Annotated in this window: 26 protein-coding genes and 1 other RNA gene; 9 read left to right on the top strand and 18 right to left on the bottom strand. The window is 67.6% G+C overall.

Annotation, left to right across the window (positions count from 1 at the left end; genetic code table 11):
- Window positions 1–23: 23 nt before the first annotated feature.
- Entirely contained in the window at window positions 24–944 is a 921-nt protein-coding gene (locus V9K97_RS16515; protein WP_337297469.1) for a LysR family transcriptional regulator, read from the top strand.
- Here V9K97_RS16515 and V9K97_RS16510 read toward each other — a convergent pair.
- Window positions 929–1,057, bottom strand: coding sequence for a hypothetical protein (locus V9K97_RS16510; protein WP_337319353.1), 129 nt, complete (start codon window positions 1,055–1,057; stop codon window positions 929–931). The two genes, V9K97_RS16515 and V9K97_RS16510, sit on opposite strands and share 16 nt — an antisense overlap.
- A 252-nt stretch (window positions 1,058–1,309) precedes the next feature.
- Here V9K97_RS16510 and V9K97_RS16505 point away from each other — a divergent pair, with 252 nt between their 5' ends.
- Genes V9K97_RS16505 through V9K97_RS16495 form a run of 3 tightly spaced genes read left to right on the top strand, consistent with a single transcriptional unit; the run spans window position 1,310 to window position 4,556 of the window.
- Window positions 1,310–2,563: a putative DNA modification/repair radical SAM protein gene (locus V9K97_RS16505; protein ID WP_337319351.1), complete on the top strand. Its 1,254-nt coding sequence runs from the start codon at window positions 1,310–1,312 to the stop codon at window positions 2,561–2,563.
- A gap of 14 nt (window positions 2,564–2,577) precedes the next feature.
- Window positions 2,578–4,041 carry a UdgX family uracil-DNA binding protein gene (locus V9K97_RS16500; protein ID WP_337319349.1) on the top strand — a complete coding sequence of 488 codons (1,464 nt, stop codon included), beginning with the start codon at window positions 2,578–2,580 and terminating at the stop codon, window positions 4,039–4,041.
- Window positions 4,038–4,556, top strand: coding sequence for an ureidoglycolate lyase (locus V9K97_RS16495; protein WP_337297465.1), 519 nt, complete (start codon window positions 4,038–4,040; stop codon window positions 4,554–4,556). The genes V9K97_RS16500 and V9K97_RS16495 overlap by 4 nt, the downstream gene beginning before the upstream one ends.
- On the opposite strand, the gene V9K97_RS16490 is transcribed toward V9K97_RS16495, so the two are convergent.
- The 9 genes from V9K97_RS16490 to V9K97_RS16450 all read right to left on the bottom strand — a co-directional run bounded on the left by V9K97_RS16490 (window position 4,557) and on the right by V9K97_RS16450 (window position 13,990).
- Window positions 4,557–4,919 (bottom strand): TfoX/Sxy family protein, encoded by a 363-nt coding sequence (locus V9K97_RS16490; protein ID WP_337319347.1) that lies wholly within the window; start codon window positions 4,917–4,919, stop codon window positions 4,557–4,559. It abuts the gene before it with no gap.
- Between the two features lie 78 nt (window positions 4,920–4,997).
- Complete coding sequence (locus tag V9K97_RS16485) at window positions 4,998–6,179, bottom strand: amidase (protein ID WP_337319345.1); 1,182 nt, start codon at window positions 6,177–6,179, stop codon at window positions 4,998–5,000.
- 31 nt (window positions 6,180–6,210) lie between these two features.
- The gene (locus V9K97_RS16480; RefSeq protein WP_443303514.1) at window positions 6,211–7,203 is read right to left on the bottom strand and encodes an ABC transporter ATP-binding protein; all 993 of its coding nucleotides are present in this window, start codon (window positions 7,201–7,203) and stop codon (window positions 6,211–6,213) included.
- Window positions 7,204–7,238: 35 nt separating this feature from the next.
- Window positions 7,239–8,279, bottom strand: coding sequence for an ABC transporter ATP-binding protein (locus tag V9K97_RS16475; RefSeq protein WP_258503962.1), 1,041 nt, complete (start codon window positions 8,277–8,279; stop codon window positions 7,239–7,241).
- Window positions 8,280–8,616: 337 nt separating this feature from the next.
- Window positions 8,617–9,525 carry an ABC transporter permease gene (locus V9K97_RS16470; RefSeq protein ID WP_337319340.1) on the bottom strand — a complete coding sequence of 303 codons (909 nt, stop codon included), beginning with the start codon at window positions 9,523–9,525 and terminating at the stop codon, window positions 8,617–8,619.
- Window positions 9,526–9,530: 5 nt separating this feature from the next.
- Window positions 9,531–10,484, bottom strand: coding sequence for an ABC transporter permease (locus tag V9K97_RS16465; RefSeq protein WP_337319339.1), 954 nt, complete (start codon window positions 10,482–10,484; stop codon window positions 9,531–9,533).
- The gene (locus V9K97_RS16460) at window positions 10,484–12,142 is read right to left on the bottom strand and encodes an ABC transporter substrate-binding protein (protein ID WP_337319337.1); all 1,659 of its coding nucleotides are present in this window, start codon (window positions 12,140–12,142) and stop codon (window positions 10,484–10,486) included. Before V9K97_RS16460 ends, V9K97_RS16465 begins: the two co-directional genes overlap by 1 nt.
- Before the next feature lie 74 nt (window positions 12,143–12,216).
- Complete coding sequence (cnbZ, locus tag V9K97_RS16455) at window positions 12,217–12,990, bottom strand: 2-amino-5-chloromuconate deaminase CnbZ (RefSeq protein ID WP_337319335.1); 774 nt, start codon at window positions 12,988–12,990, stop codon at window positions 12,217–12,219.
- A complete protein-coding gene (locus tag V9K97_RS16450; protein WP_258503967.1) occupies window positions 12,974–13,990 on the bottom strand; it encodes a LysR family transcriptional regulator in 1,017 nt (338 codons plus the stop codon). Before V9K97_RS16450 ends, cnbZ begins: the two co-directional genes overlap by 17 nt.
- Before the next feature lie 115 nt (window positions 13,991–14,105).
- Here V9K97_RS16450 and pyrC point away from each other — a divergent pair, with 115 nt between their 5' ends.
- The 4 genes from pyrC to htpX all read left to right on the top strand — a co-directional run bounded on the left by pyrC (window position 14,106) and on the right by htpX (window position 17,770).
- On the top strand, window positions 14,106–15,140 hold the full coding sequence (gene pyrC / locus V9K97_RS16445; RefSeq protein ID WP_337319333.1) for a dihydroorotase: 1,035 nt from the start codon (window positions 14,106–14,108) through the stop codon (window positions 15,138–15,140).
- Between the two features lie 33 nt (window positions 15,141–15,173).
- The gene (locus tag V9K97_RS16440; RefSeq protein ID WP_337319331.1) at window positions 15,174–15,998 is read left to right on the top strand and encodes an NYN domain-containing protein; all 825 of its coding nucleotides are present in this window, start codon (window positions 15,174–15,176) and stop codon (window positions 15,996–15,998) included.
- 5 nt (window positions 15,999–16,003) lie between these two features.
- Window positions 16,004–16,744: a DUF3025 domain-containing protein gene (locus tag V9K97_RS16435; RefSeq protein ID WP_337319329.1), complete on the top strand. Its 741-nt coding sequence runs from the start codon at window positions 16,004–16,006 to the stop codon at window positions 16,742–16,744.
- 153 nt (window positions 16,745–16,897) lie between these two features.
- Window positions 16,898–17,770, top strand: coding sequence for a protease HtpX (htpX, locus tag V9K97_RS16430; RefSeq protein WP_337319327.1), 873 nt, complete (start codon window positions 16,898–16,900; stop codon window positions 17,768–17,770).
- 72 nt (window positions 17,771–17,842) lie between these two features.
- Here htpX and V9K97_RS16425 read toward each other — a convergent pair whose 3' ends face one another.
- The 5 genes from V9K97_RS16425 to cysK form a co-directional block, all read right to left on the bottom strand.
- Complete coding sequence (locus V9K97_RS16425; RefSeq protein ID WP_337297452.1) at window positions 17,843–18,262, bottom strand: hypothetical protein; 420 nt, start codon at window positions 18,260–18,262, stop codon at window positions 17,843–17,845.
- Window positions 18,263–18,291: 29 nt separating this feature from the next.
- The gene (locus V9K97_RS16420) at window positions 18,292–19,092 is read right to left on the bottom strand and encodes a ProQ/FINO family protein (protein ID WP_337319324.1); all 801 of its coding nucleotides are present in this window, start codon (window positions 19,090–19,092) and stop codon (window positions 18,292–18,294) included.
- Between the two features lie 56 nt (window positions 19,093–19,148).
- Complete coding sequence (locus tag V9K97_RS16415) at window positions 19,149–19,787, bottom strand: flavin reductase family protein (RefSeq protein WP_337319322.1); 639 nt, start codon at window positions 19,785–19,787, stop codon at window positions 19,149–19,151.
- A gap of 12 nt (window positions 19,788–19,799) precedes the next feature.
- Entirely contained in the window at window positions 19,800–21,440 is a 1,641-nt protein-coding gene (locus V9K97_RS16410; protein ID WP_337319320.1) for an NAD(P)/FAD-dependent oxidoreductase, read from the bottom strand.
- A gap of 73 nt (window positions 21,441–21,513) precedes the next feature.
- A complete protein-coding gene (gene cysK, locus V9K97_RS16405) occupies window positions 21,514–22,434 on the bottom strand; it encodes a cysteine synthase A (RefSeq protein WP_337319318.1) in 921 nt (306 codons plus the stop codon).
- Between the two features lie 102 nt (window positions 22,435–22,536).
- On the opposite strand from cysK, the gene rnpB reads away from it, so the two are divergent.
- Window positions 22,537–22,884: RNase P RNA component class A (rnpB, locus tag V9K97_RS16400), an RNA gene on the top strand.
- Between the two features lie 53 nt (window positions 22,885–22,937).
- Here rnpB and V9K97_RS16395 read toward each other — a convergent pair.
- The 3 genes from V9K97_RS16395 to V9K97_RS16385 form a co-directional block, all read right to left on the bottom strand.
- Window positions 22,938–23,486 (bottom strand): hypothetical protein, encoded by a 549-nt coding sequence (locus V9K97_RS16395; protein WP_337319316.1) that lies wholly within the window; start codon window positions 23,484–23,486, stop codon window positions 22,938–22,940.
- Between the two features lie 79 nt (window positions 23,487–23,565).
- Entirely contained in the window at window positions 23,566–24,276 is a 711-nt protein-coding gene (locus V9K97_RS16390) for an RNA pseudouridine synthase (protein ID WP_258503978.1), read from the bottom strand.
- Complete coding sequence (locus V9K97_RS16385) at window positions 24,273–25,946, bottom strand: MBL fold metallo-hydrolase (RefSeq protein ID WP_337319313.1); 1,674 nt, start codon at window positions 25,944–25,946, stop codon at window positions 24,273–24,275. The genes V9K97_RS16390 and V9K97_RS16385 overlap by 4 nt, the downstream gene beginning before the upstream one ends.
- Between the last annotated feature and the right edge of the window lie 104 nt (window positions 25,947–26,050).

Raw genomic sequence — 26,050 nt, 5'->3', positions numbered from 1 at the left:
AGATTTTTGACACAATCCGGTGCATGGACCTCCAATCGCTGACCTTGCTGGTGGAAATCCTCGATGCGGGCAACTTGAGCGCGGCGGCACGCCGCCTCAAGATGAGCCGTGCCAACGTCAGCTACCACCTGAACCAGCTGGAGCGCTCGGTCGGCGCGCAGCTGGTGCGGCGCACCACGCGGCGCGCCGAGCCCACCGAGATCGGCCTGCGCCTCTACCAGCATGGCGTCGCCATCCAAACCGAACTGCTGGCCGCAAAAGAATCCGTCACCACGCTGGGCCAGGGCCTGCAGGGCCGCGTGCGGCTGAGCGTGCCCAGCGGCTACGGCCAGCTGGTCATGGCCGACTGGCTGATCGACTTCAAGCGCCAGTACCCCGGCATCGTGCTCGACGTGGTGTTCGAAAACCGCATCGAAGACCTGCTGCGCGACGAGGTCGACATTGCGATCCGCGTGGTGCCGGAGCCGCCGCAGAACCTGGTGGCGCGGGAGCTGGGGCCGGTGCGCTACGTGGCCTGCGCCTCGCGCGACTACGCGCAGAAGCACCCGCTGCCGGTGCAGCTGGACGAGCTGCAGGGCGCGCCGGTGGTCACCGCCGCGGTCATCGGCCGGGAACTGCGCGTGTCGGCCTACCAGGGTGAGACCCGGCGCGAGGTGATCCTGGAGCCAACGCTGATTTCAGAAAACTTTTTGTTCCTGCGCCAGGCCATCCTCGCGGGGCTCGGCATCGGCCTGGTGCCCGACTACGTGGTGCAGGACGATGTGCGCAGGGGCGAGGTGGTGACCACGCTGGACGACTGGCGCCTGAGCATTTTCGGCACGCAGATGTTCATGCTCTACATGCCGAACCGGCAGCACACGCGGGCGATCCGCACCTTTATCGACTTCATTCTGGAGCGGGTGCGGCCGCCCGCCACGGACCCGGCCGATCAGTCGCAGCGGTAGGTGACTTCGCCGACGACCGGCGCGCGCGAGCCCTTGGGGCCGAGATAGCGCATCGGAGCGCCGAAATTGCGGCAGTAGGCCTCGGCGTCCTGCGGACTGGGCGACTTGAACACGCCGTCGCCCAGCCAGGTGACACGGGGCGCGGGCCGCGCGGCGCATCCGGCGAGGACGAGGGCAGCGAGGGGCAGGACAAAGAAAGCGGAGAGAGCAGGTGAGCGGCGCATCGGAAAGCGCATCGCTGCGCACGGGTGAAGAAGAGAGCCCGCGACTTTAGCGGGTGAAAAGCTTGGGGCTTTCCCCGTTCTTCAAGACACACGGCCTTCAAAACTGTATATTCATACAGTATTTTAAGTGCCCAGTTTCCCGTGGACCTCCAGCGCAAACTCGCCATCCTCGCGGACGCCGCCAAGTACGACGCCTCGTGCGCGTCCAGCGGCTCGCAGCCGCGCGACTCCATCGGCGGGCGCGGCATCGGCTCGACCGAGGGGGCCGGCATCTGCCACAGCTTTGCGCCGGACGGGCGCTGCATCTCGCTGCTGAAGGTGCTGCTTACCAACCATTGCCAGTACGACTGCCTCTACTGCGTCAACCGCGCATCGAGCAACGTGCCGCGCGCGCGCTTTCGCGTCGACGAGGTGGTGCAGCTCACGCTCGACTTCTACCGCCGCAACTGCATCGAGGGCCTGTTCCTGTCCAGCGGCATCGTCAAGTCGCCCGACCACACGATGGAGCAGGTGGTCGAGGTGGCGCGCACGCTGCGCGAAGACCACGACTTTCGCGGCTACATCCACCTGAAGACCATTCCCGATGCGAGCGACGAGCTCATTGCGCGCGCCGGCCGCTATGCGGACCGCCTGAGCATCAACGTCGAGATGCCGACCACCGAGGGCCTGCAGGCGCTCGCCCCCGAGAAGGACGAAAGCGCCATCCGCCGATCGATGGCGCGGCTGCGCCTGCGCATCGACGACACGCGCGAAGAGGCGCGCCGCGTGGTGCCGATTCGCGCGCTGCCCGGCGCGGCGCCCGCCGCCGCAAAGCCGCCGCCCTTTGCACCCGCCGGCCAGAGCACGCAGATGATCGTGGGCGCCGATGCCACCGACGACCGGCAGATCCTCGCCTCGAGCGCCACCCTCTACGGCGCCTACAAGCTCAAGCGCGTGTACTACTCAGCGTTCAGCCCCATACCCGACGCCGCCCGCGCGCTGCCGCTGGTGGCGCCGCCGCTGATGCGCGAGCACCGGCTCTACCAGGCCGACTGGCTCATGCGCTTCTACGGCTTCGGGCACCAGGAAATCGTGGCCGAGTCCAATGGCCTGCTGCGGCTCGACGTCGATCCCAAGCTGGCCTGGGCGCTCGCGCATGCCGACCGCTTTCCGGTCGACCTGAACCATGCGCCGCGCGAAATGCTGCTGCGCGTGCCGGGGCTCGGCGTGAAAGCCGTCGAGCGGCTGCTGCAGGCGCGGCGCGTGCGCCGGGTGCGTGCGGACGACCTGCGGCGGTTGCACGTGCCGGCGCGCAAGGTGCTGCCGTTTGTCGTCGCGGACGGACACCGGCCGTCGCGCGGGGCGCCCATGCCTTCGCCGGAGCCGCAGCGCGCGGCGCAAGCCTCGCTGTTCTGAGCTGAGTCATTTGCATGCACGTGCGGCTCGACGACCCGGTCGATCTCGACGCCTTTCGCCGCCACGCGCGGCAGTTGCTCGCCGCGGGCGTGCCGCCGGGCCGCGTCGAATGGAACGCGTCGCAGGCCGCTGGCGATGCCGCAGATCTGTTCGGCGCTGGGAGCGAAGCCGCGCCGCCGGCGGCGCTTGCTACCGCCGCAGAACGGCAGCCCGTGCCCGCATGGTTCGTCGAATTGTGCGGCGACGTCATCCTGCACCGCGACCCGCAGCGCCTTGCTTTGCTGTACCGGCTGCTGTGGCGCCTTTCGCACGAGCCCGCGTTGCGGCACGATCCGCTCGACGCCGACCTGATGCAGGCCCGGCAGATGGCCAAGGCCGTGCACCGCGACATCCACAAGATGCGCGCCTTCGTGCGCTTCACCCGCGTGCTGGGCGACGACGGCCTGGAGCGCCACGTGGCGTGGTTCGAGCCCGAGCACCGCATCGTCGAGGCCAACGCGCCGTTCTTTGCGCGGCGCTTCGCGCAGATGCGCTGGGCCATCCTCACGCCCGAGCGCTGTGTCGAATGGAACGGCCAGGCGCTTGCCTTCCAGGGCGGCGCCGACCGCCGCGAGAAGCCGCCGCCCGATGCCGGCGAGCAACTCTGGCTCACCTACTACGAACACATCTTCAACCCGGCGCGGCTCAAGCTCGCGATGATGCGGCGCGAAATGCCGCGCCGCTACTGGCACAACCTGCCCGAGGCCGCGCTCATCCAGCCGCTGGCCGAAGCGGCCACGGCGCGCAGCCAGTCGATGATCGAGGCGCCCCCTACCGCGCCGCGCCGCATCCGCGCGCCCGTCGCGCTGCACCTGCGGCCGGCGGCGGGCGTGGCGCCGGCTGACTTGGGCGAGCTGCGCGCGGCGGCGCACGCTTGCCGCGATTGCCCCATCGGCGCGCTCGCCACGCAGGCCGTGTGCGGCGAAGGCCCGCTCGGCGCCACGCACATGCTGGTCGGCGAACAACCCGGCGACCAGGAAGACCTGGCCGGCCGCCCCTTCGTCGGGCCCGCGGGCCAGCTGCTCGATCGCGCAATGGCGCAGCTGGGCTGGGCGCGCGACACCGTGTACCTGGCCAACGCCGTCAAGCACTTCAAGTACGAGCTGCGCGGCAAGCGCCGCATCCACAAGACCGCGGGCCAGCGCGAGGCCGAAGCCTGCGCGCACTGGCTCGACAGCGAGATTTCGCTGGTGCGCCCGCAGGGGCTGGTGGCGCTGGGTGCGACGGCTGCGCGCACGCTGCTGGGGCGGCCGGTGGCGGTGCAGGCCGAGCGCGGTGCGTGGCTGCACGAGCGCGGCGATGGCCGGCCCGTGTTCGTCACCCTGCATCCTTCCGCGTTGCTGCGCCTGCCGGATACGGAGCGCGGCGAAGCCTTCGGCCATTGGCTGGCCGATCTTGCGTTGGCGCGCGGCACGCTTTCTGCTGCAATGGCCGCATGAACGAACAAGCTTCCGGCGGAACCGCCTTGCGGGTCGCGCCGCTCACGCCACAAGCCTTTGCGCCTTTCGGCACCGTGATCGAGGCGCCCGCCGCGGGTGGCCGCGACATCAACGGCGGCAACGCAAGGCGCTTCGACCTGCTCGACAACCTGCAGCTCGATGCCGCCGGGGGCCGGCCGATGCTTGCGCTGTTCCGCGCCGCGGCGCGCGGCTTTCCGCACGCAGTGGCCGAGATGGAGCGCCATGCGCTCGGCAGCCAGACCTTCGTGCCGCTGGGCGAGCGGCGCTTCGTGATCGTGGTCGCGCGTGCGGGCGAAGCACCGGCCGCGGCCGGCGAGCTCGCGGCCTTTGTCACCGACGGGCGGCAAGGCGTGGTGCTTGCGCCCGGCACCTGGCACCACGCGCTGCTGGCAGTGGATGCGGGCGACTTCGTGGTGATCGAGCGTGCCGCTGGCGCTGTCGATTGCGACCTGTGCACGCTCCCGGCGCCGGCGGTCGTCGACTGGAAGGGTTAGCTAGGCGCGCTTGCCGGCCGGCTTTTTGGTGGCGAGGCTTTTTGCCACCCGCACGGCCTCCCTTGCCAATTCGGCCAACGCCTCGTGGTCTTCGATGATCTCGATGGGCACCTCGAAATACTTCCGCACCTGGACCCGCCGGGCCTTCGTGTCGTAGGCAAAGCACTGGCTGCCCAGCTTCTCGTACTTGGGCCGGGTGGTGTCGTCCACCACGAAATACACGGTGCTGCCCATGATCATCGCGAACTGCGTGGCATCGGCCACGAGCCCCGTTCCGCCGAAAAAGCGGGTCCTGGCGATGCGAGGGATTGCAGAGAGCCGGTCCACGATGAAATCGACGAACTGCGGCGAGGCTTCCGACATGGTGTGCTGGCGCCGGGCGCCGGATGAAAAGAGCGCAGTGTCGCCGACGCCGGCGAAGCCGCGCCACGCCGCGCAGGGTCAGCCCGCGGCGATGCGCTCGGCGAGCTGGATCAACGAGCGGTCCGAGCCTGCCGGCCCGAGCAGCGAAATGCCCAGCGGCGCGCCGTCTCGCGATGCCAGCGGCATCGACAGCTGCGGAAAGCCGCTGAGACCTGCAATGCACAGCATCCGGATCGCGCGGTTGCGGTAGTCCTCCAGCCCGGCCTCGCTCTCGCTGCGCAGCGGCGCAATGTCGGGCATGGTCGGCATCAGCAGCACGCCGTCGGTGCCCAGCAGCGCAGCCAGGTGCGCGCGAAACGCGGTGCGAAAGACGCGCGCGGCCACCACCTGCGCGTCGGTCACGTCGCGCGACCACGCAAAGCGCTCGGCCACGCCCGGGCCCAGCGGCGGCGCATAGCGCTCGATCAGCGGGCCATCGGTGAGCCAGGCCTCGCGCGACTGCAGGTAGCGAAAGTTCCAGTACATCGCATCGAACGATTCCATTGCCACCGTCGTGCCCTGTGCGGGTCCGAGCAGGCCTTGTACACGGTCGATCACGCCTTGCAGCGCCTTCGTCGCGGCGGGCGCGGCCAGGCCCCACACATCGTCGGGCCCTAGCAGGCGCACGCGTTCGGGCAGCGCCGGTGTGTCGGCGCCCAGCAGCACGTCGGCCACGCGCGCAAAGGTGCCGATGTCGCGCGCGAACCAGCCGCAGGTGTCGAAGCTCGGCGCAAGGTCGAGTGCGCCCTCCAGGCTCACGCGGCCATGCGTCGGGCGCAGGCCGTACAGGCCGCAATGGTTGGCCGGCGCGCGCACCGAGCCGCCGGTGTCGGTGCCGAGCGCAAAGTCGCAAAGGCTCGACGACACCGCCGAGGCCGATCCGGACGAAGAGCCGCCCGTGATGCGGTCCTTGGCGGCGCCGTTGATCGGCGCGCCGAAATGCGCGTTGTTGCCGTTCATCGAGAACGCGAGTTCGTCGGTCACCGTCTTGCCCGTGAAGCGTGCGCCGGCATCGAGCAGCTTCTGCACGGTGGGCGCGGTGCAGCTCTTGATGCCCGACATCGCCAGCACGATGGGGCTGCCGCCGCCGGTGGGGTAGCCGGCCACGTCGAACAGGTCCTTGGCCGCAAAGCTCAGGTCCGCGAGCGGGCCGGTGGGCGCATGCGGCACCGGCACATCGGGGTAGGGAACGAAGGCGTGGGCGGGGTCGTGCAATGGCATGGTGCGTCAGTAGGAGTTTGTGCGGTGCGGGTCAGGCGACCAGCGTGGGTGCAATGGCTGCTGCGGCCTCGGAGTGGATGCAGCGCGCGCGGTGGTTGGGCGCGAGCTCGACCACCGGCGGCTGCGCGGCGCGGCAGGCATCGGTGGCAAGCGCGCAGCGTTCGGCAAAGGCGCAGCCCGGCGGCAGCGCGGAGAGATCGGGCGGCGCGCCGCCGATGGTTTCGAGCCGCGCGCCGCGCGCCAGGGCGCCGTGTGCGCGGCTCTTTAGCAGCGCGATGGTGTAGGGGTGGCGCGGCGAGCGGATCAGCTCGCGCGCGGTGCCTTCCTCGACGATGCGGCCCGCATACATCACGGCAATGCGGTCGGCCACCTCCACCGCGGCGCCGATGTCGTGCGTCACGAAGATCACCGACAGGCCCAGGTCGCGCTGCAGTTCGCGCAGCAGCAGAAGAATCTGGATCTGCACCGTGGCGTCGAGCGCGGTGGTCGGCTCGTCGGCCAGCAGCAGCTGGGGCTTGCAGGCCAATGCGAGCGCGATCATGGCGCGCTGCCGCATGCCGCCCGACATCTCGTGCGGGTAAGCGGCCAGGCGCCGCTCGGGGCTGGGAATGCGCACGCGCTCGAACAGCGCGAGCGCACGCTGGTGTGCCTCGGCCGCAGTCACTTTCTTCTCGTGCCGGCGAATCGACTCGACGATTTGCGCGCCGACCGAATACACCGGGTCGAGCGCGAGCAGCGGTTCCTGGAAGATCATCGAAGCGACCTTGCCGCGGAAATCGTCGAGTTCGCGCGCCGGCATCGCAAGCACGTCGCGCCCGGCCACCTGCACCTGCCCGCCCATGCGCGTGCGGCGCTCGGGGTGCAGGCGCAGCAGCGTGCGCATGGTCACGCTCTTGCCGGAGCCGGATTCGCCGATCAGCGCGACCACTTCGCCGCGCTGCACTTCCAGGCTCACGCCGCTGACCGCATGCACGGGCTTGCGGCCTCCGCTGAAGGTGACGCTGAGGTCGCGCAGGCGGACCATCGGCTCGCCGGTGGGAATGGCGTTGTTGCTGTCGTTCATGCTGCCTGCCTCATCGGCGTTTGTGCCATCGGGTGCCCGCTGCCAGGCTCGAGAACAAGGCAGCTCGCCGCATGCAACGAACCCGTGGCGACGGGCTCGGGCACGACCTGGCTGCACACCGGCGCGGCCAGCGCGCAGCGCGGATGAAAGCGGCAGCCCGAGGGTGGGTTGATCGGATTCGGCGGGTCGCCGGCCAGCGCGGCTTCCATGGTGCGGTTGTCGGGGTCCATGGAGGGCATCGACGAGAGCAGGGCGCGGGTGTAGGGATGCGCGGGCGCATCGTAGAGTGCGTCGGCCGGCCCGATCTCGGCCACCTGGCCGAGGTACATGACCATGACGCGGTCGCTCACGTAGCGCACCACGTTGAGGTCATGGCTGATGAAAAGATAGGTGAGGCCAAACTCGGCCTTGAGGTCGAGCAGCAGGTTGATGACCTGTGCTTCCACCGACTTGTCGAGCGCCGACACGGCCTCGTCCAAAATCACCATACGCGGCTGCAGCGCAAGCGCGCGCGCAATGTTGACGCGCTGGCGCTGTCCGCCCGAAAGCTCATGCGGATACCGTTCGGCAAAGCGCTGAGGCTCCAGGCCCACGCGCGCAAGCAGGTCTCGCGCACGCGCCACAGACTCGCGACGGCTGACGCCATGCACCTGCGGTCCGAAGGCAACCGAGTCTTCGATGGTGAGGCGTGGGTTGAGCGAGGCATAGCTGTCCTGGAACACCATCTGCACCTGGCGCCGAAACTCCTTGAGCGGAAGTTCGCGGCCACCGACCTCGCGGCCGTCGAAAATGACTTCGCCCCGCGTCGGTGCGATGAGCTGCATCAGCAGCCGAGCGGTTGTCGACTTGCCGCAGCCCGATTCGCCGACGACCCCGAGCGTTTCACCTTTAAGGACTTCGAAGTCGACGCCGTCTACTGCACGTACCACCCCGCCGCCACGACCCAGAGGGTCTTTCTTGAGTGGGAAGTGCTTGACCAGGCCCGTGATGGTGAGCAGTGGTTGTGCGGGGCCGCCAATGTCTTTCAGTGCGTCCATGTTGTCCTTTGTTGCTCTTGTTCTGGGCGCTGCTGTTTCTGGCGCTGTTGTTCAGGGCTTGTGCAAAGGCCACCGGGTACTCCCCTCCGCGAATGTCCCCCGGCTTCGCCTCCTCCTTTATTTCGCTGCGGGGAGCACCCGATGCCCTGTGCACTGGGGCATGCGGCTGGTGCAACGCTGATCAACGACTGCTCTGGATCACGCTCCCGTCGATGGGGTGCCTTGCGCAGCGAAATAAAGGAGGAGGCCGCGGGCCGGGGGACATTCGCGGAGCAAGGTACCCCGTCGGCGGGAGCGCGCCCTGAAGACTGCGCAGAACATACAACGCAAAGCATCCTCACCCCTTGTTGTCCATCGCCGACCGCAACCCATCGGACAAGAGATTGAAAGAGATCGAAGTAATGAAGATCATCGCGCCCGGCAATGCGGCAACCCAAGGCTGCACATAGATCGCAGTGCGCAACGTGTTGAGCATCAGGCCCCACTCCGGCTCCGGCGGCTTTACGCCCAGGCCCAGGAACGACAGGCCCGAGGCCAGGATCATCGACACCGCGATCAGGCTCGTGGCGTACACGAAGATCGGCCCGAGCACATTGCCCAGCACATGCACCCGCACGATGGTGAACGGGTTTGCGCCCGAGGCGCGCGCCGCCTCCACGTAGTCGCGCGTGCGCACCTGCGTCGTCACGCTTTCGGCCACGCGCGCAATTTGCGGAATGAACACGATGGTCAGCGAGATCAGCGAATTGACCACGCCCGCGCCCAGCGTGCCCGACAGCGCAATGGCCAGCAGCACCGAGGGAAAGGCGTAGAACACGTCGATGGTGCGCATGATCAGCGTGTTGGTGAGGCCACCAGCGTAGCCCGCGACGATGCCGATCACCGTGCCGAGCACGAAGGCGCAGATCACCGGCGTGATCCCGATGAACAGCGAGAGCCGGGCGCCGACGATCAGTCGCGACAGCATGTCGCGGCCCAGCTCGTCGCTGCCCAGCGGCAGGCCCTCGGTGCCGATGGGCTTGAGCCGCTTGAGCATCGACGAGGCGTAAGGATCGGCCGGCGCGAGCCAGGGGCCGAACACGGCCAGGCCGATCAGCAGCAGCACCACGAAGGCGGCACCCATGGCGACCGGATCGCGCGTGAAGCGCAGCAGGGCCGAGGTCCAGTAGCCGCGCGAGCGCTGCATCGGCAGCGGCTTCACATCGGCGGCTGCAGCAGCAGGGGAGGGGATGGGGAGTGCGCTCATGGTGGTCATGCCCGCGCAATCCGCGGATCGAGCATGGTTTGCAGCACGTCGACCAGCAGGTTCAGCAAAACGAAGAACAGCGCCAGCACCAGGATGGTTCCCTGCAGCAGCGGCAGGTCGCGCTGGAAGATGGCGGAGTTCAAGAGAAAGCCGGTGCCGGGCCAGGAGAACACGGTCTCGATCAGGATCGAGCCGCCGAGCAGGTAGCCCAGCTGCAGGCCCATTACCGCGAGCGCGGTGGGCGCCGCGTTCTTCACCATGTGGCGGAACACGCCGAAGTGCGTGAGGCCCTTGGCGCGCAGCCCGACGATGAATTCCTGGTCGAGGATGTCGGCCACCAGCGCGCGCACGGTGCGCGCGATGATGCCCATCGGGATCACCGACATCGTGAGGGCCGGCAGGATGAGGAACTGCAGGTGCTCCCAGTCCCAGGCCCAGTCGCTGGAGCCGCCCGGGCCGGCGCCCGTGGCCGGCAGCCACATGAGCTGCGATGAGAACACGATCACCATCACCATGCCCAGCCAGTAGTGCGGCACGCTCACGCCCAGCACCGACAGCATCGAGGCGAAGCGGTCGATCCACGAGTTGCGAAAGTACCCGGCCACGAAGCCGAACAGGCAGCCCAGCACAAAGCCGATGAACGTGGCCACCACCGCCAGCCGCAGCGTGTTGCCCACGGCCGTGAACACCTCGCCCGCCACCGCCCGGTTGCTCGCGATCGAGACGCCCAGGTCGCCGTGCAGCGCACGCCAGATCCACATTGCGAACTGCTCGGGCAGCGAACGGTTGAAGCCGTACAGCTCGCGCAGCTGCGTCTGCAGGTCGGCCGAGGCGTCGGGCGGAAGAATCGACACCAGCGGATCGCCGGGCGCGATGTGCACGAGCAGAAAGCACACCAGCGCCACGCCGATCATGATCGGCACGGCGTAGACCACGCGGCGCAGCAGATAGGCCAGCATCAGTCCATCGTCATGGTTGCGATGTCGATGAACCAGCTTTTCGGCTGAACGACGTTCTTCACCTTGGCCGACATCGCGCGCGGGCCGACGTCATGCGCAATCCAGACGAACGGTGCGTCGTCGACGATGTGCGCATGCAGCTTGGCCAGTGCGCCGTCGCGTGCCTTGTCGTCGAAGCTGGTGCGCGCATCGGCCACCAGCTTGTCGACCTCGGCGTTGCCGTAGTAGCCCCAGTTGTTGGAGACCGGCGGGAAGGTCTTGGTGCTCACGAAGCGCACCATGGCAAAGAACGGATCCATCGCCGCGAAGCTCACATTGGTCGCGTTGGCGCCGTTGGCCGACGGGTCCTTCACGCCCTTGCGCCAGTTGGTGAAGAGAGTGTTCCATTCGATCACGTCGAACTCCACGTCGAAGAAGCACTGCTTGAGCGACTGCTGCGCAAATTCGTTCATGGGCAGCGGCTGCATCTGGCCCGAGCCCGAGGCGGAGATCTGCACCTTCACCTTGATCGGCTTGGCGGCCGAGTAGCCGGCCTGCGTCATCAGCGCCTGGGCGGCCTTCACGTCGTACTTGATATCGAACTTGGGGTTGCCCCACCACGGATGGCCGGGCGGCACGGTGCCCTTGGGCTCGGCCATCATGCCGCCCAGCAGCTGCTTCATGCCGCCGCGGTCGATGCACAGGTTGGCGGCCTGGCGCACGCGCTTGTCGAGCCAGGGCGAGCCTTCGGCGAAAGACAGCTGCCACGGCCACACGTGCGGCTGCGCGTTGGAGTAGATCTTGAAGCCGCGCTGCGTGATCTGCGGCATGGCGTCGGGCGCGGGCGCTTCGATCCAGTCGACCTGGCCGCCCAGCAGCGCGGCGGTGCGCGCGTTGGCTTCGGGCATCGGCAGCATCACGACCTTGTCGATCTTGGGCACGCGCTTGGCATCCCAGTAGGTCTTGTTGGCGGCCAGCTCCAGCCGCTCGCGGGCCACGAAGCGCGTGACCTTGAACGGGCCCGAGCCGGCGGGGTCGGCGGCAAAGGCCGTCCATGCGGCCTTGGACTTGTCGGCGGGGGTGGCGCCGGCCGCGGCGTCGAACTTCTTCTGCCACTGCGCGGGCGAGGCCATGAACAGGTTCGTTAGGTTGATCGGCAGGAACGCGTCGGGCTCGCTGGTGGTGAGCTCGACCGTCATATCGTCGACCTTGCGCGCGGTGCGCAGCGTGGGCATGCGCGATGCGGTCACGCCCACCTGGCTGGGGTCGAACTGCGGGGCGTCCTTGTCGAGCACCTTCTGCACGTTCCACACCACGGCGTCGGCATTGAAGGCCGAGCCGTCATGGAACTTGACGCCGGGGCGCAGCTTGAAGACCCACTTGGTCTTGTCCTTGGCGTCGACGGCCCAGGAGCTGGCCAGCGCCGGAACCAGCACGCTCGGCGCGTCGGCCTTCGACAGGTCCCACTGCGTGAGCGAGTCGTAGATGGGAATGCCGGTGAAGCGGTTGCCCTCGAAGCCCTGATCGGGCTGGCCCAGGGTGCGCGGAATGTCGGCCGCCGTCATTGCGATGCGCAGCGTTTTCTCCTGGGCCAGCGCCGGCGTTGCAAGGGCCAGGGTGGCAAGCGCCGCACAGGCGGCCAGGGGTTTCAGGATCAAGGCAGGAACAGCACGCTTCACATGGAACTCCTAGGGATGAAAAGGCAAAAGGTGTCGAACCGGTGGTGAAGCACGACGTGTGCCAGCCGCGGTTTTCAGGGCCAGGCCCACGCCATCTCGCGGCGGGCGCAGCGCAGGTCCATCTCGTATTCCATGTCGACGATGGGCGGGCGCGCGAGGTGCCAGGTCAGGCCGGTCGTCAGCGCGCCGCGCTGCACGATTTCGTCGAACACCAGGGCGCCGATGTCATGCGTGGTGTAGGCCTGCACGGCCGATGCGTCGCTCCAGCCGAAGCCCAGCGCCGCGAGCCGGCGCTCCATCTCGGTCATCACGTAGGCCAGCTTGTCGCGCATGCCTTCGGTGCTGGTGTCGCCCAGGCGGACCATCACGTCGCGGTAGCTCGCGTGGCCGTCGGGCGCCTCTCCGCCGCCGGACACCACGAAGCTCGGCGGGCCGGCGGCATCGTCGGCCGGCACCGTGTACGAGAAGGCCTGGAACGCCGGCGTGGCGGGTGCGCCCAGGCGCGGGCAGACGTTGGTGCGGGCAACCGGGTTGCGCTCGCCGCGCACGATGCCCCAGCTTTCGAGCGTGCCGGCATAGAGCCGGTTGAAGTCATGGAAGCCGCGTTCGGAAAACGGTGCCGGCGAGCGCAATTCGCAGCCGCACAGCGCCGTGAGCGGACGGCCGATGGCGGCCAGGTGGTTGGCGATGGCGTCGAACCCGTCGGCCAGCGGCACCGCCTTCTGGAAGCGCACCCGCTCGATCGCGAAGCCCGGCTGTGCGGCCACGCCGGCTGAGTACTGGAACACGCCTTTCACGTAGCGGTAGCCGCCCTCGGGAAAATCCACCACCTCAGTCGCAGTCTTCATGCAGCCTCTCCAAGTCAGCGCTCAATGTAGGGAGCGCCGGCTCCGGCGGGAAGGCTGATTCCGGCACGCCGCTGTTGCCGGAATCAGAACAGGCGGGCGCGCCGCCGCCGTAGCGGCGCATGCTGGCCGACAGCGTTTCGAGCAGCGCGCGCGCAGCCGGGGAGAGCCGGTGGGCGGGCATGGTGAGCAGGCTGGTTGCCGTCGCTGCAAAGTCGCGCTCCTGCAGCGGCACCGCGCAAAGGTCGCCGCTCGACACCTCGTGCAGCGCGGCATAGCGCGGCAAGAAGGTGGCCAGGTCGCTGTTGCGCACCACGCCCTTGGCCATGTCCAGCGTGCTGGTCTCGATGGCGAGCTCCAGCGCAACCTGCGTCTGGCCGGCGATGCGGTCCACCAGGTGGCGGATCTGGAACGAGCGGTCGGGCAGCGCCACGCGCTGGCCCGCCAGCTCCTGGAAAGACACGCTGCGCCGCCGCGCGAGCGCATGCGTGGGCGCCACCACCACGCACAGCGGCTGCTCGAGCCGCGCATGCTCGCGGAATGCATGGCGCTCCGGAAGGTTGAACGCCAGCGCAATGTCGATGCGGCCCTCTTGCAGCGCCTCCAGTACCGCGCGCGAGCCGACCACGGAGGCCACCACCCTGACCTGCGGATGCCGCTTCTGGAAGCGCGCGAGGTTGTTCGAGAGAAAGTGGCCGACCATGCCCTCGATGCTGCCGATGCGCACCACGCCGCAGGGCTGGCCCACCAGCTCCTGCAGCGCGCCGCGCAGTGCCGTGCTGTCTTGCAGCACCCGCTCGGCATGTGCCAGCACCAGCTCCCCGGCCGGCGTGAGCACCGTGCGGTTGGCGCGGCGGTCGAGCAGCGCGGTCTGCAGCTCGCCCTCCAGGTTGGCGATCTGCCGGCTGATGGCGCTCGGCGCCACGCCCAGCTGTTCGGCCGCCCGGCGCAGCGAGCCGGCACGCGCGGTCTCGCGGAAATAGAGCATCGCCGTGGAGAGCATCGTGGTGTTCCTTTTCGTGTTCCGGATCGCGCGACCCGGCCGAACCATCGGCCGTTCGGCGCACCACGTCAAGCAACGGGCGTGCCGCTGGGGCCGATGCGACAATCGTCTTCCCATGACAGACACCCTCACCATCACCCGCCCGGACGACTGGCACCTGCATGTGCGCGACGGCGCCGCCCTCGAAGCCGTGGTGCCGCACAGCGCGCGCCAGTTCGGCCGCGCGCTGGTCATGCCCAACCTGCGCCCCCCTGTGACCACCGCGGCGCAGGCCATGGCCTACCGCGACCGCATCCGCGCGGCGGTGCCGTCGGATACGGCCTTCGAACCCGTGATGTCGCTCTACCTGACCGACAAGCTGCCGCCCGAAGAAATTGCGCTGGCTGCCCAGGCCGGCGTGCGCGCGCTCAAGCTCTACCCCGCCGGCGCCACCACCAACAGCGATGCCGGCGTGACCGACATCCGCCACACCTACAAAACGCTCGAAGCCATGCAGAAGCACGGCCTGCTGCTGCTGGTGCACGGCGAAGTGACCGACCCGGCCATCGATTTGTTCGACCGCGAAGCCGTCTTCATCGACCGCGTGATGATTCCGCTGCGCCGCGACTTCCCGGAACTCAAGGTGGTGTTCGAGCACCTCACCACGAAAGAGGGCGCTCACTACGTGCGCGACGCCGGCCGCTTCACGGCCGCCACCATCACGGCGCACCACCTGCTGTACAACCGCAACGCCATCTTCACCGGCGGCATTCGCCCGCACTACTACTGCCTGCCCGTGCTCAAGCGCGAGACGCACCGAGTGGCGCTGGTCGAGGCGGCCGCGAGCGGCAGCGACCGTTTCTTCCTGGGCACCGACAGCGCGCCGCACCCGGCGCACCTGAAGGAACATGCACTCGGCTGCGCCGGCTGCTACACCGCGCTGACCGCCATCGAGCTCTATGCCGAGGCCTTCGACAGCGTGGGTGCGCTCGACAAGCTCGAGGGCTTTGCAAGCTTTCACGGGCCCGACTTCTACGACTTGCCCCGCAACAGCGACACCATCACGCTGAAGCGCGAAAGCTGGACCGTGCCCGAGACGGTGCCTTACGGCGACGCCACGCTCAAGCCGCTGCGCGGTGGTGAGACGGTGGCCTGGCGCTTGCAGGGCTGACCTCCGATCAATTCCTCAACAAGGGCGCGCACGATGATCGCTTTTTTCATAGATGCCGATAATCTTTGCGTGTCTTCCTGGGTCGAGGAATCCCTTCGCAAGCTGGAGGATGGCGAGGGCCGCGTCCTGGTGCGGCGGGCTTATGGCAGCGCCGAGAAGCTCAAGGGACTGGCCGACGTGCTTCGCACTCGGCACATACGCCCGTTCGTGAATCTTGCGTTGTCCAAGAACACGACCGACGTTGCCTTGGCCGTCGATGTCATGGACCTGTCGTACCAGACCCCTCGGCCGACCGTCATTGCAATCGGTTCCGGCGACGCCGATTTCGTGCCGTTGGTGCTGCGGTTGCGTGAACGCGGGTTTCGCATGGTCTGCGTGTCCGAGCAGGGCAAGATGGCTCCGGAGGCCGTTTATGCCTACGACCATGTGATCTTTGTGGGACAGGAGCAGGCTGCCGAGGTGCTGAAGTCGCCTGCTGCCGAGTTGCAGAAGTCGGCTTCACCTCCCGCCAAGTTGCCGGCTGTGCGAACCGCAGCAAAGAAAGCGGCCGCCAAAAAAGTCGCTGCGAAGAAGGCCCCGGCCGCCAAAAAGGTCGCCGCCAAAAAAGCCAAGCCTGCTGCGAAGCAGAATGCGGGCGATGCAGCCGGCAAAGTCACTGTTGATCAGATATTGAACGCAGTCTCTTCGTTGCGGGCGGGGCAACCTCAATCGCTCGGTGAAGTCGTCAAGTTGCTGCACGACGCCAAGGTTCTCGGCAAAAACGCGACATCGACCAAGCTATTCAAGAAGTTTCCGCTTCACTTCGAGCTGTTGCCGCCGAAGCAACCGAACCAGATTCGGTACATCCCATCTCCCTGAGCGGAATGCAAGCGGTTGCAGCGGCGCCCGAGAATTTCGATGTGCCTTGGTACTGGCCGTTCACGGGCAGGCGGCAAGTCGAAACGGCATGGCGCTCGGGGCTTTCATTGCATGAAGCCCTCAATGCGGCCAAGCCGGGGCTTGTGCAATTTGCGCCGCAAGAACAGCTTCCGCCTGACGAGGCCTACGAGGCCTTCATCTGGCGCACCGGCACCGTGCCCACCCGCGACAACCTGCACGACTTCTTCAACGGCCTGGTCTGGCTCGCTTACCCAGAAACCAAGCGCCGCCTGAATGAACTGCAGGCCGCGGAGATCGCCCGCAGGGGCATCGCCTCCACGCGCGGCCCGCTGCGGGATGCGCTCACTTTGTTTGACGAGAACGGTGCCGTGCTCGATGCGCCCGCACCCTTGTGGAAGGCGCTGGCGGCGCGCGACTGGCATTCGCTTTTCGTGACGCAGCGCGCCCTGTGGGCCGAGGCGCGCCTGCTGGTGTTCGGCCATGCGCTGCTCGAGAAACTCACTATGCCGCGAAAGGCGCTCACCGGGCATGTGCTGCTGCCTTTGCCGGGTGCCGATGGGCAATCGGCACTCGACGACCGGGCGCTCGCGCGCAGCCTCGAACCTGACTATCTGGTGCGCAAACCCTTCGTTCCGCTGCCGGTGCTGGGCGTGCCGGGCTGGTGGCCGGAGAACGAATCGCCGGATTTCTACGACGATGCGAAGGTCTTCCGGCCCGGGCCGTAGAACTTTTGCTCCTATCATCGCTCTACCCGCGAGCCGCCGTGCAGGCCGCCTTCAGAACCAAACAACAACGGAAGAGGGCCACTTGATGCACGGCTTGAAGAGGGCCATCCGGTCCTCATCTATGCGGCAGCGTTCCCCCACGGAGAATTCAACTTGAAACGTATCCTTCTGTTCGTTTTGACCAATGTGATGGTCGTTGCGGTGCTCGGCATCGTTGCCAGCCTGCTCGGCGTCAACCGCTACCTGACGGCCAACGGGCTCAACCTGACGGCGCTGCTCGGCTTCGCGCTGATCATGGGCTTTGGCGGCGCGATCATTTCGCTGCTGATCAGCAAGCCCATGGCCAAGTGGACCACCGGCATCCGCATGATCGACAACCCCCAGTCGCCCGACGAGGCCTGGATTGTCGGCACCGTGCGCAAGTTTGCCGACAAGGCCGGCATCGGCATGCCCGAGGTCGGCATCTTCGAGGGCGAGCCGAATGCCTTTGCGACCGGCGCGTTCAAGAACTCGTCGCTGGTGGCGGTGTCCACCGGCCTCTTGCAAAACATGACGCGCGAAGAGGTCGAGGCCGTCATCGGCCACGAGGTGGCGCACATCGCCAACGGCGACATGGTGACGATGACGCTGATCCAGGGCGTGATGAACACCTTCGTCGTGTTCCTCTCGCGCGTGATCGGCTACGCGGTCGACAGCTTCCTGCGCCGCGGTGACGACCGCTCGTCGGGCCCGGGCATCGGCTACTACGTGAGCACCATCGTGCTGGACATCGTGCTGGGCTTTGCGGCGGCCATCGTGGTGGCCTGGTTCTCGCGCCAGCGCGAATTCCGCGCCGATGCAGGCGCCGCCGCGCTGATGGGCAACCGCCAGCCAATGATGAACGCGCTCGCACGCCTGGGCGGCCTGCCGGCCGGCGAACTCCCCAAGGCGGTCGAAGCCATGGGCATCACGGGCAGCATCGGCAAGCTGTTTGCCACGCACCCGCCGATCGAAGAGCGCATTGCGGCGCTGCAGAACGCGCGCTGATCTTTTGCCGAGCCAACAAAAAAGCCGTCACGGGCAACCGTGGCGGCTTTTTTAATGGGGGCCGAAGCTTCGTCAGTACGAACGCAGCGAAATGCCCCAGCGCCCCGTAACGCGGGTGGCAATCCAGAGATTGCGGTGCGTGCTGAGCACCGTGCCGGCCTCGTCTTCACGCGTGTAGGTGACCACGAAATGCACCTTGTCGGCGCTGGCCAGTACGGCTTCCTTCGACTGGTAGCGCGTGAGGCGCCAGCCAGAAGCCTTGAGCTTCTCGAAGAAATCGACCGGATGGTGGCCGGGCGCCTGCCACTCGAGCCGCTGCGCGCCCGAGAGCATCACATGCGGAAAGTGAAGCTCGCCGTCCATGCCCGCGGTGTCGCAGGCATTGAAGCGATCGGTAAAACGGTCGAGGCAGGCGGAGGCCTCGCGGATCGCATCCGCCTCCGCGGCGCCCGCAGAGGCCGCCGGTGCCACGAAGCTCGCGAAGTCGGTCACGGGTGCTGCAGCGGCAACGGCCGGGGCGATCAGGCCGCCGGAGCTGCCGGCTGGCGCTCGGCGCGTGCGCGTGCGAGCGTGCGCGTCACTTCGTCGGCGTCCATGCCGTACATCTCGGCAAAGGCCTGCTCGCTGTCGCGCCCGCTCGCCTCGAAGGCGCGCAGCAGCGCCTCGCGCTTGGCGGCTTGCCGGCCCAGTTCGGCCAGCGCCTCGTCGAGCACGGCGTTGGTTTCTTCGTCGCGCGAGCGCACCAGCACCGCATAGGCTTCGCGGTCGAGGCCCGATGCTTCCACCGCGCGGGCAATGCGTGCCACCAGTTGCGGACGCAGGTCTTCGCCGGGATTGCGCTGCGCACGGCGGCGATGCAGCTCGAGGATGGCGTGGTGCACATGCTCGGGCGCCACGGGTTCCACCACGTTGCCGTCGAGGTCGTGCCGCGGAAGGCCCGCCGCCACCGCCTCGAGGTAGCGCGTGGAACGCGCATGCAGGCCGAGCGCGACCTTCAGGTCGTCCTTCTTGAAATCGTCGGGGTGCTTTTCGAGCAGGTCCTGGAACACGCCGAGCTTGAGCGGCAGGAAGCGCGCGCCGAACATGCCGGGATAAAGCTCGAACAGCTTTTCGAGCGCGGGGTGCACCTTGCGCGCGCGCTGCGGCTGTTGCTGCTGCGCGGCCTGCTTGCCGGGCTTTTGTTTTTGCTGTTGCTGCTGCCGTGGCTGGCGCGGCTGCCGGGGCGGGCGGCCGCCCTCGGCGCGGGGCTGCTGGGCAGCGCCCTCGGTTTGCGTTTGCTGGACTTCCTGGATTTCTTCTTGAGGCGTGGCGGTGTCGGTCATCGGTCGGTTCTTGTCAGGTTGGCAGCAGGCAGAAAAAAAGCAATGTTCCCTCGCGCTCAGCGCGGTCGGAACATCTTGAAGAGATTGTCGGGGCTGATCTCGAAATAGTCGGCCGGGCCGCCGCCACGCAAGATGGGGCGCGCGGCAGCCGTGTCGTAAATGCCGTTTTTCAGCAGGTGCCGTGCAATGTGCACGCCCACCACTTCGCCGAGGATGAGCCATGTGGGCACCGGCTCGCCGTTCACGCCTTCGAGCTGCAGCAGCTGCGTGAGCCGGCATTCGAACGAAACCGGGCTTTCGGCCACGCGCGGCACCGCAATGTTGCGCGAAGCCGCTGGCGTGAGGCCCGCGAGCTCGAACTCGTTCACCTCCGGCGGGACGGCCGCGCACGACTGGTTCATTTGCTCGGCCAGCGGCCGGGTGGCCAGGTTCCAGCCGAACTCGCGCGTCTGGCGGATGTTGTGCAGGCTGTCCTTGGCGCCGATGCTCGCAAAGCCGACGATCGGCGGCGTGTAGTTGAAGGCGTTGAAGAAGCTGTATGGCGCGAGGTTGAGCGCGCCGTTCTCGTCCTGCGACGAGATCCAGCCGATCGGCCGCGGACCGACCATTGCATTGAACGGATCGTGCGGCAGGCCATGGCCCTTGGCGGGCTCGTAGAAGTGGAAGTCGTCTTCGCTGTTGTTGTTGCTGGACATGGCCGTGGCTCCTTACGTTCCGGTGACGCTGCGTGCCACCGCCTCGGCCACCTTGATGCCGTCCACGCCGGCCGAGAGAATGCCGCCCGCGTAGCTCGCGCCTTCGCCGGCCGGGTACAGGCCGCGCACGTTGAGGCTTTGAAAGTCGTCGCCCCGCGTGATGCGGATCGGCGACGAGGTGCGCGTTTCCACGCCGGTCAGCACGGCATCGTGCAGGTCGAAGCCCTTGATCTTGCGGCCAAAGGCGGGAAAGGCCTCGCGCATCGCCTCGATGGCGTAGGCCGGCAATGCCTGGTGCAGGTCGGTGGGCGTGACGCCGGGCTTGTACGACGGCAGCACGCTGCCGAGCGCGGTCGAAGGCTTGCCCGCGATGAAGTCTCCCACCAGCTGGCCGGGCGCGCGGTAGTCGCCGCCGCCAAGCACGAAGGCGTTCGATTCGAGCTCGCGCTGCAGCGCGATGCCGGCGAGCGCATCGCCCGCGGTCTCCGCCGTCCAGCCCGGAAAGTCGCGCGGGTCGATGCCCACCACGATGCCCGCGTTGGCGTTGCGCTCGTTGCGCGAATACTGGCTCATGCCGTTGGTGACCACGCGGCCCGGCTCGCTGGTGGCTGCCACCACGGTGCCGCCCGGGCACATGCAAAAGCTGTAGACCGAGCGGCCGTTGCTTGCGTGATGCACCAGCTTGTAGTCGGCCGCGCCAAGCAGCGGGTGGCCCGCATGCCGGCCCCAGCGCGCACGGTCGATCAGGCCCTGCGGGTGCTCGACCCGAAAGCCGATGGAAAAGGGCTTGGCCTCGATGTGTACGCCGCGCTGGTGCAGCATGGCAAAGGTGTCGCGCGAGCTGTGTCCGAGCGCCATCACCACGTGGTCGGCGCGCAGCTCGCTGCCTTGGCCGGTGGCCTGGTCGACCACCGTAAGGCCGCGAAGCTGGCCGTTTTCGATCTGCACATCGGTCACGCGCTGCTCGAAGCGGATTTCGCCGCCCAGCGCCACGATCTGCTCGCGGATGTTCTCCACCACCTTCACCAGCTTGAAGGTGCCGATGTGCGGATGCGCGACGTAGAGAATCTCGGGCGGTGCGCCGGCCTTGACGAACTCTTCCATCACCTTGCGGCCGAGGAAGCGCGGGTCCTTGATCTGGCTGTAGAGCTTGCCGTCCGAAAAGGTGCCGGCGCCGCCTTCGCCGAACTGCACGTTCGACTCGGGGTTGAGCACGCTCTTGCGCCACAGGCCCCAGGTGTCGCGGGTGCGCTGGCGCACGGTCTTGCCGCGTTCGAGCACGATGGGCTTGAAGCCCATCTTCGCGAGCATCAGCGCCGCAAAGATGCCGCAGGGGCCGAAGCCGATCACCACCGGCCGGGGCGCACCCTCGGGCGCTTGCGCCGGCGGCGTGTAGCGCATGTCGGGCGCGGGCTGGATGTGCGGGTGGCCGGCGCGCTTTGCGAGCAGCGCGGCCTCGAGCTTGTCGTCGGCCAGCTGCACGTCGACGATGTAGACCTGGAGCAGCTGCGGCTTGCGCGCGTCGAAGCTGCGCTTGAACACCTTGAACTCGCGCACGCTGGAAACCGGCGTGTCGAGGGCGGTGGCAATGGCCTGTGGGAGCGCCGCGTCGTCGTGGTCGAGCGGCAGTTTGATTTCAGAGAGTCTCAGCATGTCGGTGTGGCTTGTGGTTATCAAGCAGGCCGCAGATTTTACGCGCCCGGGGCGCTATGAAAGAGATAGCTGATCAGGCCGGCAGGAAGCCTTCGACCGAGAGGTAGCGCTCGCCGGTGTCGTAGTTGAAACCCAGCACCACCGCATCGGGTGCCAGCGTGGGCAGCTTCTGTGCAATGGCTGCGAGCGTGGCGCCGGACGAAATGCCCACCAGCATGCCTTCTTCGACCGCGCAGCGGCGCGCCATTTCGCGGGCCGGCTCGGCGTCTACCTGCAGCACGCCGTCGAGCAGCGAGGTGTCGAGGTTCTTTGGAATGAAGCCCGCGCCAATGCCCTGGATCGGGTGCGGCGAGGGCTGGCCGCCCGAAATGACCGGCGAGGCCACCGGCTCCACGGCAAACACCTGCAGCTTGGGCCACTTCTTCTTGAGGGTCCTCGCCACGCCCGTGATGTGGCCGCCGGTGCCCACGCCGGTGATCAGCACGTCGATGCCGTCCGGAAAGTCGGCCGCAATTTCTTCGGCCGTGGTGCGCACGTGCACGTCGACATTGGCGGGGTTGGTGAACTGCTGCGGCATCCACGCGCCCGGGGTGCCGGCCACGATTTCCTCCGCGCGGGCAATGGAGGCCTTCATGCCGCCGGCGCGCGGCGTCAGGTCGAAGGTGGCGCCGTAGGCCAGCATCAGGCGGCGGCGCTCCATCGACATGCTGTCGGGCATTACCAGGATGAGCTTGTAGCCCTTGACGGCCGCAACCATCGCCAAGCCGATGCCGGTATTGCCCGAGGTGGGCTCCACGATGGTCCCGCCGGGCTTCAGCGCGCCGGATTTCTCGGCGTCTTCCACCATTGCAAGTGCAATGCGGTCCTTGATGGAGCCGCCCGGGTTGGCGCGCTCGGACTTGATCCACACCTGCTGCTTCGCATTGCCGAACAGGCGGTTGATGCGGATGTGCGGCGTGTTGCCGATGGTCTGGAGGATGTTCTGGGCCTTCATTGGATCTCCTTGGGCTTTATGGGGCAGGGCAGGTCAATCGAAGCGCCATTGTGAAACGGGCCGCCAGCGGATGCGAGGGGATCAGGCGATAATTCCCTCCGTGAAGCACGCCAGACCGCCGCTGGTGCAAGCCCGAAAGGGGCGACGCCGCAAGGCGCCGCGTCGAAAGACCGCACTGGAGGAACGTCCGGACTGCACAGGACAGCGCAGGAGTTAACGACTCTCCACCGTGAGGTGAGGATCAGAGCAACAGAGACGAGCCGATTTAGTTCGGGTGAAACGGGCAATCTCTGCGCGCAGCAACACCAAGTAGGCCAGTATCGAGGTGGTTCCGCTGAGCTGGCGGGTAGGTGGCATCGAGCCGTTTGGCGACAAACGGCCCAGAGTAATGGCGGTCACGTTGGGGGCAACTCCAACGCACAGAATCCGGCTTATCGGCGGGCTTCACACTTTTTCTTGCCCCGGGGCAGCGAGCCATTGCGCAGCTGCCGCGGAGCGCACGCTCAGCGCGTGAACAGCCAGCCCCCCTTGGGCTGGCGCATCAGCTCATGCCGCCTGACGGAGCGCTCTTCGCCGTCGTCTCCCACGTACACCACGTCGAAGCGCAGCAGCTTGGGCGACACCATCTTCCAGTTCTGGATGCGCTTGACGGTGACGCAGGCCGTCCTGTCGTGGTACTGCATCTCGGCCATGGGGCCGCCCTGGAAACCCGTGCCGTCGAACAGCCGCCCCGGCGCCGCAAAGGGGTTGAGCACGGCGCCGTTGCGGGCCGTGATGCAGCCTTCGGTCCGCACGAAAGATTCGATGGTCGGCGCCGCGCTTCGCACGATCTTGGCCACGGCCGGCGTGGGCGGCTTGGCGACGATCGCCTCGCGGATGCGCTCCACCTGCTCTTCGGTGATGGGTGCGAGCCCGCTGGGAGAAACGACCGGTGGTGGCGCCGGTGGCGCAGGCGGCGCCTGGTTGGGCAGCAATGGCGCGAGATAACTGCAGCCCGCCAGCGCAAGAGGCGCTGTGCAGGCAAGTGCGGCGGTCTTGATTCCGAACTTCATTTTTTCTCCTGTCCCTGTACCTGTCCCTGTATCTGTTTTTTCCCCCGACAGCTTCTTTCTTGTTGTTGTCGTTGTCGTGTCAGAAGCGTTCGTGCGGCGAAAGATAACGCCACTGCCCGGGCTGCAGCCCCGACAGCGGCACGCGGCCGATGCGAATGCGCCGCATCGCAAGAATGCGCAGCCCTGCGTCATCGCACAGGTGCGCGATTTGGCCCGGCCGCGCGCCCTTCAGCGCAAAGCGCAGGCCCGTCTGATCGTCGGCCTGGCGGCCGATGCTCACGCGCGCGGGCGAGCGCTCGAAGCGCACCAGCTGCTCGGGGCTGACCGTGCCCGCCACGTCGACCATGACCTCGTGCTCGATCACGCCCGCGTCTTCATGCAGCTTGCGCTCGATGCGCCAATCCTGCGTGTACACGACGAGGCCGCTGGCGCCGGTTTCCAGAGGCGTCATGCAGTTCTGCCCCTTGGCGTGCGCCGGCAGAAAGCGCATGCCCGCGCGCTCCGGCTCGTGATGGTTGGCGGCCACCAGCAGCCGGTGCGCGTTGTCGGTCGGCATGCCGGCCGGTTTGTGCAGCAGCAGCGTGACGGGCAGCACCGGCTCGGGCTTGGCGCCGGCTTCGATCTCGACCTTCTGGTGGTCTTGCACGCGCGACTGCGGCAGCAGCGCGGGCACGCCGTCCACCCGCACCGCGCCGTTTTCGATGAGCAGCTCGGCCTCGCGGCGCGAGCAGCCGGCGATGGCGGCCACGCGCTTGGCAAGGCGAATGCCTTCTTCGCTGGCGCCGGTCATTGGGCGGAAGCCAGTTGCCGGATGCGCGCCACGTGGGCGGCCAGCGAGCGGGCCGCCACGGGCCACATGCGCTCGGGCACGTCGTCGTAGGCAAGCGGCAGCCAGTCTTCGGGCGTGCCTTGGGGGAGTTTCTTCATGGCGGATGCAATCTTGGCTTCGCGCTTGAGGCGATGCGCTTTCAGTTGGGCGATGGCGGTGCGCGCACTGCCGATGACGTAGCCGTGCGCCGGCAGGATGAAGTCGATGCCGCCCATTTCACTGGCCGCGCATGCCGCGTCGAGCTTGTCCAGCGAATCGAGGTACGCGTTCATGTCGCCGTCGGGCGGATCGACCACCGTGGTGCTTCCGTTCAGGATGTGGTCGCCGGAGAACAGCAGTCCGTCTTCCTCCAGCACCAGGCACACGTGATTGGCGGCATGGCCGGGCGTGTGAATGGCGCGCAGCGTGTGGGTGATTTTTTGGCCTTCGGCGTCGGTGCCCGAGAGCACCAGGCGCTCGCCGTCGAGCAGTTCGCGCTCGGCGGCAAAGCGCGCGGAAGAGCGCGCCGTGGGCGCAGAAGAAAGCCCGAGGATCGGCGGCTTTGCCTTTTTGCACAGCGCCTGCAGCGGCGCCGCGCCGGGCGAATGGTCGGCATGCGAATGCGTGCACACGATCATGCGGATGTCGCCCTGCGTCGCACGCCAGAGCCGGCCGATGTGCGCGGCATCGTTCGGCCCGGGGTCGATCACCAGGTAGCCCGTGGCCGCATCGCCCACGATGTAGCTGTTGGTGCCCGGGCCGGTCATGGCGCCTGAATTGGGTGCGGTCAGGCGCTGCACGTTCTTGAGCAGCGGCACCGCGTGCTCGCTTTGCCAGTCGAGCGTGTGCAGCAATTGGCCGTCGGGGCACACCAGCGCAAGCTCGCCGTAGGGCGATTCGCCTTCCATGTAGCGCGCATCCTGCCCGCCGAGCAGCCCGGCGCGCGGGCAGCTGGTCCACAGTGGCTTTTCGCCGGCGCAAGCTTGCAGAACCGCATCGACCTTGGCATAGGCCGCCAGCCGCTGCAGCGTGCGCACCGTCGGAAAGATCATGAAGAAACTGCCCGCCGCGTGGCGCGCCAGCGCATCGGCCGGGCGCACCCAGCAGGGCTCGAACTGCTCGCTTTCGTCGGCTGTGGGCGTCTGGCCTTCGGGCATGCGCGCCACCAGAAAGGGCACGTCGAAGCGCTTTGGCAAGTCCCGGTCGGTGATCCAGTGCGCAAGGGTGAAGACCTGATCGGAGGCGAGCAGCAGCCCGCGTTGCTCGCACTGCGCCACAAAGGAAACGGGCGACGTGGTGCTGCGGTCCATCGACGCGATGTCTTCCGCACTCACCGGCCGGCCGTCGGCATGGCGCGCGAGCAGCACGCCCAGTTCTTCGAAGCCTTCGCGAATGGCCGCGATAGCCTGCGTGAGTTGAAGTCCGCTCTGCGTCGGGCGGTGCGTGGCAATGCGCTGGGCGGCTTCGTCGGCCGCATCGATCTGGCCGCCGGGAAACACATAGGCGCCTGGCGCGAAGCTTGCTCTGTCCGAGCGGCGCGTCATCAGCACTTCGATGCCGGCTTCGGAATCGCGCAGCAGCAGCACGGTGGCTGCCGCGCGCACGGGCACCGGCTCGCGTGCGGGGTGGAGTTGTTGGGTGGGGCGGACCATGCGGCGATTATGGAGAGGTACTGCGATGCGGGCGCGCCCCGCATAAGCTCATACCGGATCGGGCATGAACCGCGCGCCACAATCCCGGGCTGCACCGCCCGCAT

The organism is Variovorax sp. CCNWLW186, assembly GCF_037203865.1.
Lineage (GTDB): Bacteria > Pseudomonadota > Gammaproteobacteria > Burkholderiales > Burkholderiaceae_C > Variovorax.
The sequence above is the reverse complement of the archived record's forward strand: the minus strand, read 5'-3'. Positions and strand labels throughout refer to the sequence as shown.

Coding starts and splice junctions, on each gene's coding strand:
- V9K97_RS16515 (WP_337297469.1), top strand. CDS start 24: ATGGACCTCCAATCGCTGACCTTGCTGGTGGAAATCCTCGATGCGGGC.
- V9K97_RS16500 (WP_337319349.1), top strand. CDS start 2,578: ATGCACGTGCGGCTCGACGACCCGGTCGATCTCGACGCCTTTCGCCGC.
- V9K97_RS16495 (WP_337297465.1), top strand. CDS start 4,038: ATGAACGAACAAGCTTCCGGCGGAACCGCCTTGCGGGTCGCGCCGCTC.
- V9K97_RS16490 (WP_337319347.1), bottom strand. CDS start 4,919: ATGTCGGAAGCCTCGCCGCAGTTCGTCGATTTCATCGTGGACCGGCTC.
- V9K97_RS16485 (WP_337319345.1), bottom strand. CDS start 6,179: ATGCCATTGCACGACCCCGCCCACGCCTTCGTTCCCTACCCCGATGTG.
- V9K97_RS16480 (WP_443303514.1), bottom strand. CDS start 7,203: ATGGTCCGCCTGCGCGACCTCAGCGTCACCTTCAGCGGAGGCCGCAAG.
- V9K97_RS16475 (WP_258503962.1), bottom strand. CDS start 8,279: ATGGACGCACTGAAAGACATTGGCGGCCCCGCACAACCACTGCTCACC.
- V9K97_RS16470 (WP_337319340.1), bottom strand. CDS start 9,525: ATGAGCGCACTCCCCATCCCCTCCCCTGCTGCTGCAGCCGCCGATGTG.
- V9K97_RS16465 (WP_337319339.1), bottom strand. CDS start 10,484: ATGCTGGCCTATCTGCTGCGCCGCGTGGTCTACGCCGTGCCGATCATG.
- cnbZ (WP_337319335.1), bottom strand. CDS start 12,990: ATGAAGACTGCGACTGAGGTGGTGGATTTTCCCGAGGGCGGCTACCGC.
- V9K97_RS16450 (WP_258503967.1), bottom strand. CDS start 13,990: ATGCTCTCCACGGCGATGCTCTATTTCCGCGAGACCGCGCGTGCCGGC.
- pyrC (WP_337319333.1), top strand. CDS start 14,106: ATGACAGACACCCTCACCATCACCCGCCCGGACGACTGGCACCTGCAT.
- V9K97_RS16440 (WP_337319331.1), top strand. CDS start 15,174: ATGATCGCTTTTTTCATAGATGCCGATAATCTTTGCGTGTCTTCCTGG.
- V9K97_RS16435 (WP_337319329.1), top strand. CDS start 16,004: ATGCAAGCGGTTGCAGCGGCGCCCGAGAATTTCGATGTGCCTTGGTAC.
- V9K97_RS16420 (WP_337319324.1), bottom strand. CDS start 19,092: ATGACCGACACCGCCACGCCTCAAGAAGAAATCCAGGAAGTCCAGCAA.
- V9K97_RS16415 (WP_337319322.1), bottom strand. CDS start 19,787: ATGTCCAGCAACAACAACAGCGAAGACGACTTCCACTTCTACGAGCCC.
- V9K97_RS16410 (WP_337319320.1), bottom strand. CDS start 21,440: ATGCTGAGACTCTCTGAAATCAAACTGCCGCTCGACCACGACGACGCG.
- cysK (WP_337319318.1), bottom strand. CDS start 22,434: ATGAAGGCCCAGAACATCCTCCAGACCATCGGCAACACGCCGCACATC.
- V9K97_RS16395 (WP_337319316.1), bottom strand. CDS start 23,486: ATGAAGTTCGGAATCAAGACCGCCGCACTTGCCTGCACAGCGCCTCTT.
- V9K97_RS16390 (WP_258503978.1), bottom strand. CDS start 24,276: ATGACCGGCGCCAGCGAAGAAGGCATTCGCCTTGCCAAGCGCGTGGCC.
- V9K97_RS16385 (WP_337319313.1), bottom strand. CDS start 25,946: ATGGTCCGCCCCACCCAACAACTCCACCCCGCACGCGAGCCGGTGCCC.